Source organism: Mycobacterium sp. 1165178.9 (genome assembly GCF_001673555.1).
Taxonomy (GTDB): Bacteria; Actinomycetota; Actinomycetes; order Mycobacteriales; family Mycobacteriaceae; genus Mycobacterium.
The window spans coordinates 1-6,006 of record NZ_LZMB01000565.1 but is presented as its reverse complement, the minus strand read 5'-3'; the positions used below and the strand labels follow the sequence as shown (position 1 = coordinate 6,006).

The following is a 6,006-nucleotide window of genomic DNA, read 5'->3' as shown; positions in this document are numbered from 1 at the left end:
CCGCAACGTAGCGGGCACCGGTGACAATCAGCTTTCGGCGGGTGCCGGGGCGTCCCCGGCGGCCTCGGTGGGAATCTCGCGGCCGAAGAAGAAGCCCGCCGTGATCAAGATCTGGGCCGCCGCGTAGGACCACCAGATCGGCACCGCGAGGGCTTCGTTGCCGAGGATGAAGCGCCCAATGGCGATCATCGAGTCTGAGGCCGCAAAACACAGCGCTCCCACCGCCGTCCAGATCGTCGGCAGTTTCGCCAGCAGGGCCGTGCACACCATCGCGGTCAGCACCACGATGTACACCGTCACCGGGAGCGTCAGCTTTTCCGCGCCCAGGTGGGGCCAGAACCAGGCCAGCAACGCGAGCGACGTCCCACACATCAGGGCCACCGCGACGATGCGCACCATCGACGGGCGGTCATCCTCCGACGCGCCGGTGAACGCCGGAACCAGCGGCAGCAGGGCGCCAATGAAACACAAGTGCGCCAACAGGAATGCCCCAAGACCCACCTCGAAAGACAGCGGCCACCACGGGATCGCCAGCACCCAGTCGCCGATGGCGGAGAGCAGCAGCGCCAGCATCAGCCACCGCCGCTCGCGGACCTTCGCGTGGGCCGCCGCGGCGAGCGAGAGCAGAAACGCCATCGACGCCTTGAACGCCGGCTGCAACACCCAGTGACCGGTCAGCTCGATTCCCGGCGGCGAGCGCAGCGCCAGCACGGTCAGGTAGATGCCGTAGCCGAGGGCCACCCAGCCGGCCACCACCCAGGCGCCGGCCACCAGACGAGGTGCGTACGGTACGTCCATGCCCAGCTTGGATAACACAGCCGACGAGAAACCCGCTATCGACCCCATCCTGCAGAAGGTACTGGATGCGGTTCCCTTCCGGCTATCCACTGAGGACGGAATCCGCGCAGCACGCCAGCGGTTCCGTGACCTGCCGCGCCGGCCGCTGCATCCCGAGCTGCGGGTCCAGAACCGCACGATTCCCGGCCCCTCGGGCTCCATCGCGCTCCGGATCTATTGGCCGCCAACCTATCCCGACGATGATCAGCAGGGGGCCGCCGCCCCGGTCGTGCTGTTTTTTCACGGCGGCGGCTTCGTCATCGGCGACCTCGAAACTCACGACGGCACCGCGCGCCAGCACGCGGTGGGCGCCGACGCGATCGTGGTAGCCGTCGACTATCGGCTCGCTCCCCAGCACCCCTATCCCGCGGCTGTCGAAGACGCTTGGGCCGCAACGCTTTGGGTCGCCGAGAATGCGGCCGAATTGCACGCCGATCCGAACCGCATCGCCGTGTCCGGGGATTCGGCCGGCGGCACCATCTGCGCCGCGGTGGCGCAGCGGGCGCGCGACAACGGCACTCCTCCGATCGTGTTCCAACTGTTGTGGTATCCGTCGACCATGTGGGACGCGTCGCTGCCGTCGTTCACCGAAAACTTCGCCGCGCCGATCCTGGACGCCCACGCCATCGCGGCGTTCTCTCGTTGGTACGCGGGCGAAGTCGACATGTCCGATCCGCCGTCGGACATGGCGCCGGGCCGCGCGAAGGACCTGAGCGATCTGCCGCCGGCCTACATCGCCGTCGCCGGCTACGACCCCCTGCGCGACGACGGTATCCGGTACGCCGGGTTGCTGACCGCCGCCGGCGTCGCCGCCGAGGTGCACAACGCCGAGACGTTGGTGCACGGCTACCTGGGCTATGCCGGCGTGGTGCCCGCCGCCACCGCGGCGCTCGAGGGCGGACTGACCGCGCTGCGTGCGGCCCTGCACCGGTGGCCCCGCGGCGTACGGTAAACGCATGAGCGAGCCAATCCCCGCCCGCCCCCGTATCGATCCCACATTCAAGGCGTTGCTCGACGCCTATCCGATGACCTTCCGCGAGGCCGACGGCGTCGAGGTCGCCCGCAAGCGGCTGCGGCTGCTCAAGGTGCCGACCGAAATGCTGCCCGACCTGCGGATCGAGGACCGCACGATCTCCCACGGGGAGCTCACCGACATCCCGGTCCGCATCTACTGGCCCGACAGCGAGCTCACGCCGTTGCCCGTCGTCGTCTTCTACCACGGCGGCGGGTTTTGCCTCGGCGACCTGGACACCCACGACCCGGTCGCCCGCGCGCACGCCGTGGGCGCCGAGGCCATCGTGGTGTCCGTCGGCTACCGGCTGGCCCCCGAGCATCCGTTCCCGGCGGGCGTGGACGATTGCTGGGCGGCGCTGCAGTGGGTCGCCGAGAACGCCGCCGAGTTCGGCGGCGACCCGAACAACATCGCTGTGGCCGGTGACTCGGCGGGCGGCAACCTCGCCGCGGTGACGGCGCTGTTGGCCCGCGAGAACCGCGGGCCCGAGCTGCGCTTCCAGTTACTGTGGTACCCAACGGTCATAGCGGATCTGTCTCTGCCGTCGTATGCCGACAACGCGGATGCGCCGATCCTGAACCGTGAAGTCATCGACGCGTTTCTGTCCTGGTACGTGCCCGGCCTCGATATCACCGACCCGAAGGCGCTGCCCACCACCATGGCTCCGGCGAACGCCGAGGACCTGTCCGGGCTGGCGCCCGCCTACATCGCCACCGCCGAACACGATCCCCTGCGCGACGAGGGGACCCGTTACGCCGAGCTCCTCGAGGCCGCGGGCGTGCCGGTGGAGCTGAGCAACGAGCCCACCCTGGTACACGGGTTCGTCAGTTTCGCGCTGGCGATACCCGCCGCCGCCGAGGCCGCCGAGCGCGGCCTGGCGGCGCTCCATAAGGCGCTGCACCCCTAGGCAGGCAACGATGATCCCCGACGAAAAAGAAGCCCCCGACTATCACACGCTGATCATCGGCGCCGGGTTCTCCGGCATCGGTGCGGCCATCAACCTCGACAGGGCGGGCCTGTCAGATTATCTGGTGATCGAAGCCGGCGACGGGGTAGGCGGCACCTGGCACTGGAACACGTATCCCGGTATCGCCGTAGACATTCCGTCGTTCTCGTACCAATTCTCCTTCGAACAGAGCCGGCACTGGTCGCGCACCTACGCGCCGGGCCGAGAGCTCAAGGCCTACGCCGAACACTGCGCCGACAAATACGGCATCCGATCGCGAATCCGGCTCAACACCAAGGTGCAGGCCGCCGAGTTCGACGACGAGCGCGGCCTGTGGCGGGTGCAGACCGACCCTTCGGGCGAAATCACGGCGCGGTTCTTGATCAGTGCCTGCGGCGTTCTGACGGTGCGCAACCTGCCCGACATCGACGGCGCGGATTCGTTCGGCGGCATCACCATGCACACCGCGCGGTGGGATCATGGCCAGGATTTACGCGGCAAGCGCGTCGCGGTGATCGGGACCGGCGCGTCGGCCGTGCAGGTGATTCCCGAAATCGCGCCGATCGTGTCCTCGCTCACCGTATTTCAGCGCACCCCGATCTGGTGTTTCCCGAAGTTCGACGTCCCACTGCCCGCGCCGGCGCGCTGGGCGATGCGAATCCCCGGCGGCAAGTTGCTGCAGCGCCTGCTCAGCCAGGCCTACGTGGAGCTCACCTTCCCCATCTCGGCGCACTACTTCACGGTCATCCCGCTGGCCAAGAGGATGGCAGCGCTGGGCAAATCCTATCTGCGGCAACAGGTTCGGGATCCGGCCGTGCGCGAGCAGCTCACGCCGAAGTATGCCGTCGGCTGCAAACGCCCCGGCTTCCACAACGGTTACCTGGCCACCTTCAACCGCGACAACGTGCGGCTGGTCACCGAACCGATCGACAAGATCACGCCCGACGCGGTGGCCACCACCGACGGCGAGAATCACGAGATCGACGTCCTGATCCTGGCGACCGGCTTCAAGGTGATGGACCCCGACAACGTGCCCACGTTCGCGGTGACCGGAAGCGGCGGAAAGTCCTTGAGCCGCTTCTGGGACGAGCACCGGCTGCAGGCCTACGAGGGCGTCACCGTGCCCGGCTTCCCCAATCTGTTCACCGTGTTCGGCCCGTACGGATACGTCGGCTCTTCGTATTTCGCGCTCATCGAGGCGCAGACGCATCACATCGTGCGCTGCCTCAAGCGGGCCAATCGCGTCGGTGCGACCCGGGTCGAGGTCAGCCAGGAAGCCAACGACCGCTACTTCGCCGAAATGATGAGCCGACGGCACCGCCAGATCTTCTGGCAAGACAGCTGCAAGCTGGCCAACAGCTACTACTTCGACAAGAACGGCGACGTGCCATTGCGCCCGGGCACCACACCCGAGGTGTACTGGCGCAGCCGACGGTTCAATCTGGACGACTACCGGTTCACCGGTTAGCCGGCCCCGGCCCTTAGATCGCGCGCTTGAGGTCGTCGACCTTGTTGAGCTGCTCCCAGGGGAGTTCGACGTCGGTGCGGCCGAAGTGCCCGTACGCGGCGGTCTGCGCGTAGATCGGGCGCAGCAGGTCCAAGTCGCGGATGATCGCGCCGGGGCGCAGGTCGAACACCTCGGGAACGATCTTCTCGATCTTGACCGGGTCGACCGTCGCGGTGCCGAACGTCTCGATGAACAGCCCGACCGGGGCCGCCTTGCCGATGGCATAGGCCACCTGCACCTCGACTCGCTCCGCCAGCCCCGCGGCGACGATGTTCTTGGCCACCCAGCGCATCGCGTAGGCCGCCGAACGGTCCACCTTGGACGGATCCTTGCCGGAGAAGGCGCCGCCGCCGTGTCGGGCCCAGCCGCCGTAGGTGTCGACGATGATCTTGCGGCCGGTCAGGCCGGCGTCGCCCATCGGCCCGCCGAGAACGAACTTGCCGGTCGGGTTGACCAGCACCCGCGTCGCCGACGAGTCCAGGGTGTCGTGGGCCAGCTCGTCCAGCACGGTCTTGAGCACGTGCTGGCGGATGTCGGGGTCCAGCGTCTTCTCCAGGTCGATGCCGTCGGCGTGCTGGGTGGACACGACCACGGTGTCCAGCCGGACCGGAACGTCGTCCTCGTACTCGATGGTGACCTGCGTCTTGCCGTCCGGCCGCAGGTAGGGCAGCGTGCCGTTCTTGCGAACCTCGGTGAGCTTGCGCGACAGCCGGTGGGCCAGCGCGATCGGCAGCGGCATCCGCTCGGGGGTGTCATTGATCGCGTAGCCGAACATCAGGCCCTGGTCGCCGGCGCCCTGGGCATCCAGCGGGTCGGCGGCGCCCTCCACGCGGGCCTCGTGGGCGCTGTCGACGCCCTGGGCGATGTCGGGCGACTGCGCGCCGATACCGATGTTCACGCCGCAGGTCGCCCCGTCGAAGCCCTTGTCCGACGAGTCGTAGCCGATGTCGAGGATGCGCGCGCGAACCGTGTTGGTGATGTCCGCGAACGCCTCTTTGGCCGTCGTCGTCACCTCCCCGACCACGTGCACCTGTCCGGTGGTGACCAGCGTCTCGACCGCGACACGTGAGCTCGGGTCCTCTGCCAGCAGGGCGTCGAGGACCGAGTCGCTGATCGCGTCACAGATCTTGTCGGGGTGTCCCTCAGTCACCGACTCACTGGTAAACAGGCGACCCTTTTCGCTCACAATGCCGATCCTTCCAATTAGTTAGTTAGCCGAATTATATCGACTGGCGTCGGCCCGCCAGCACCTGGTCCGGTGCCGAGAAGAACTCGACCGTTCTACCCGCTGTCCCCGTGCAGGAACGCGGCGATCGCATCCACGATACGACTGGCCATCAATGTCTTGGAGCCGTGTTGCAGCGCCGACTCGGTACCGTCGGCCGCCAGCAGCCAGCCGTCGTTGCTGTCCACCTCGAAAGCCCTGCCGTCGCCCACCGCGTTGACGACCAACAGATCACAACCCTTGTTGCGCAGCTTCGTCCGGGCGTGAAACAGCACGTCCCCGTTGGCATCGCCGGTTTCGGCGGCGAAGCCCACGATGGCGCGCATGTTGGGCAGTTCGCCGTTGGCGCGTGCCCGCACCGCGCCGGCCAGCACGTCGTCGTTGCGGACCAACTCGATCGTGGGCGGCTGGTCTTGTTCCTTCGGACCCTTTTTGATCTTGGCGGCCGCAACCCGGGCCGGCCGGAAGTCGGCAACCGC

The 6,006-nt window shown here is 67.7% G+C and carries 6 protein-coding genes; 3 read left to right on the top strand and 3 right to left on the bottom strand.

Annotation, left to right across the window (positions count from 1 at the left end):
* Positions 1–27: 27 nt before the first annotated feature.
* Positions 28–798, bottom strand: coding sequence for a lysoplasmalogenase (locus A5652_RS23885; protein WP_067357786.1), 771 nt, complete (start codon positions 796–798; stop codon positions 28–30).
* On the opposite strand from A5652_RS23885, the gene A5652_RS23880 reads away from it, so the two are divergent.
* From A5652_RS23880 to A5652_RS23870, 3 genes are read left to right on the top strand one after another with little or no spacing between them, the layout of a single operon-like run.
* Positions 797–1,789, top strand: coding sequence for an alpha/beta hydrolase (locus A5652_RS23880; RefSeq protein WP_067357782.1), 993 nt, complete (start codon positions 797–799; stop codon positions 1,787–1,789). The two genes, A5652_RS23885 and A5652_RS23880, sit on opposite strands and share 2 nt — an antisense overlap.
* A 4-nt stretch (positions 1,790–1,793) precedes the next feature.
* Positions 1,794–2,756: an alpha/beta hydrolase gene (locus A5652_RS23875; protein WP_067357790.1), complete on the top strand. Its 963-nt coding sequence runs from the start codon at positions 1,794–1,796 to the stop codon at positions 2,754–2,756.
* Positions 2,757–2,766: 10 nt separating this feature from the next.
* Complete coding sequence (locus A5652_RS23870) at positions 2,767–4,263, top strand: NAD(P)/FAD-dependent oxidoreductase (protein ID WP_067357779.1); 1,497 nt, start codon at positions 2,767–2,769, stop codon at positions 4,261–4,263.
* 13 nt (positions 4,264–4,276) lie between these two features.
* Here A5652_RS23870 and metK read toward each other — a convergent pair whose 3' ends face one another.
* Together metK and A5652_RS23860 are read right to left on the bottom strand one after the other, a co-directional pair.
* Positions 4,277–5,488, bottom strand: coding sequence for a methionine adenosyltransferase (gene metK, locus A5652_RS23865; protein WP_067357775.1), 1,212 nt, complete (start codon positions 5,486–5,488; stop codon positions 4,277–4,279).
* A gap of 95 nt (positions 5,489–5,583) precedes the next feature.
* Positions 5,584–6,006, bottom strand: a 423-nt coding sequence (locus A5652_RS23860; RefSeq protein ID WP_304441785.1) for a phosphopantothenoylcysteine decarboxylase, incomplete at its 5' end; no start/stop codon positions are given.